The organism is Rhizobium sp. CG4 (genome assembly GCF_023701965.1).
Classification (GTDB): Bacteria; Pseudomonadota; Alphaproteobacteria; order Rhizobiales; family Rhizobiaceae; genus Agrobacterium.
Genome location: NZ_JABAEG010000021.1, coordinates 1 through 1,687, shown reverse-complemented (window position 1 = coordinate 1,687; position 1,687 = coordinate 1). Strand labels below are relative to the sequence as shown.

General features: G+C 56.3%; 2 protein-coding genes. Both read left to right on the top strand.

The window, feature by feature from the left end; genetic code table 11:
* The coding region (locus HGO37_RS26310; protein ID WP_250985961.1) for an ABC transporter permease at window positions 1-725 on the top strand (725 nt) is incomplete at its 5' end.
* A 4-nt stretch (window positions 726-729) separates the two neighbouring features.
* Window positions 730-1,566: an ABC transporter ATP-binding protein gene (locus HGO37_RS26305; RefSeq protein ID WP_250985960.1), complete on the top strand. Its 837-nt coding sequence runs from the start codon at window positions 730-732 to the stop codon at window positions 1,564-1,566.
* Window positions 1,567-1,687 lie beyond the last annotated feature (121 nt).

Genomic DNA, 1,687 nt, shown 5'->3' with positions numbered 1-1,687 from the left:
ACCCCTATGCTCAGGATCTGGTCAACACCCTGCAGGCACCTGGCAATGGACATCTGTTCGGTACGGACGAGTTGGGACGTGATATTTTCAGCCGCCTGATCTGGGGCGCCCGTATCACACTGACCATCATCTTTCTTGTGTCGATCATCGTTGGCCCGATTGGGCTGATTGTCGGCACGGCGTCCGGTTATCTCGGTGGCAAGTTTGATACGGTGATGATGCGTATTACCGATATCTTCCTGTCCTTCCCGAGCCTCATCCTGTCGCTGGCTTTTGTTGCGGCGCTTGGGCCAAGCCTCAATAACGCAATCATCGCCATTGCCTTGACCTCCTGGCCACCGATTGCCCGTCTGGCACGTGCTGAGGCGATGACCTTCCGCAATGCAGATTACATCGCGGCCGCACGTCTTCAGGGTGCGTCACCCATGCGCATCATCGTCAAGTCAATCATGCCGATGTGTCTGCCATCTGTTCTCATCCGCCTGACACTCAATATGGCAACGGTGATCCTGACAGCTGCTGGCCTTGGCTTTCTCGGTCTCGGTGCACAGCCACCATTGCCGGAATGGGGCGCAATGATCGCGACGGGACGGCGTTATATGCTGGATAGCTGGTGGTTGGTGACCTTCCCGGGCGTTGCCATCCTGTCGGTCAGTCTTGCCTTCAACCTGTTGGGCGACGGTCTGCGTGATGCACTCGACCCGAAGCAGATGAACCGGAGATAAGACGATGGAAAAGACCATTCTTGACGTTGAAAATCTCCGCATTCGTTATGGTGGCTCTGCCACGGAAGCCGTGCGCGGAGTGTCCTTCACCCTTGGACGCGAACGTCTCGGTATCGTTGGGGAAAGTGGCTCTGGTAAATCGACCGTAGGGCGTGCGTTGCTGAGACTGCTGCCCGGTGCGACCATTACCGCTGACACGTTGCGTTTCGACGAACTCGACCTTCTATCGCTCTCGGAAAAAGAGATGCTCAAGGTTCGCGGTCGTCGTATGTCGATGATCCTTCAGGATCCGAAGTTTTCGTTGAACCCGATCCGTCGGGTTGGCGATCAGGTGGCTGAAACCTATTTGCGGCATTTCAAATGCGCCAAGTCGGAAGCCAAAGACAAGGCGCTGGCCATGCTGGAGGCGGTGAAGATCCGTGACCCGCAGCGTGTCTACCAGCAGTATCCGCACGAAATTTCTGGCGGTATGGGCCAGCGCGTGATGATTGCCATGATGCTGCTGGCCGATCCTGATCTGGTGATTGCCGATGAGCCAACCTCGGCGCTTGATGTGACCGTGCGCCTTCAGGTGCTCAATATTCTCGACAGTCTTGTGCGCGATCGCGGTATTGGCCTGATCATGATCAGTCACGACCTTAATCTGGTGCGCAATTTCTGTGACCGCGTTCTTATCATGTATGCCGGCCGCGTTGTGGAAACACTTGAGGCGCGTAATCTCGATAATGCGCAACACCCTTACACGCGTGGTCTGCTGGCTGCACAGCCGCGTATTGGCGGTTCGCGTGCGCCGCTTGCGGTGCTTGACCGTCGTCCTGAATGGCTGGAGGAAACTGTCTAATGTCCGTTTCTGTTGAAACTCGCGATCTGTCCATTTCCTTCGGCACTGAACCCAATGCGGTCAAGGTTCTGCCCGGCGTATCGTTTTCTGTTCAGCCGGGAGAATGTTTTGGCCTCGTCGG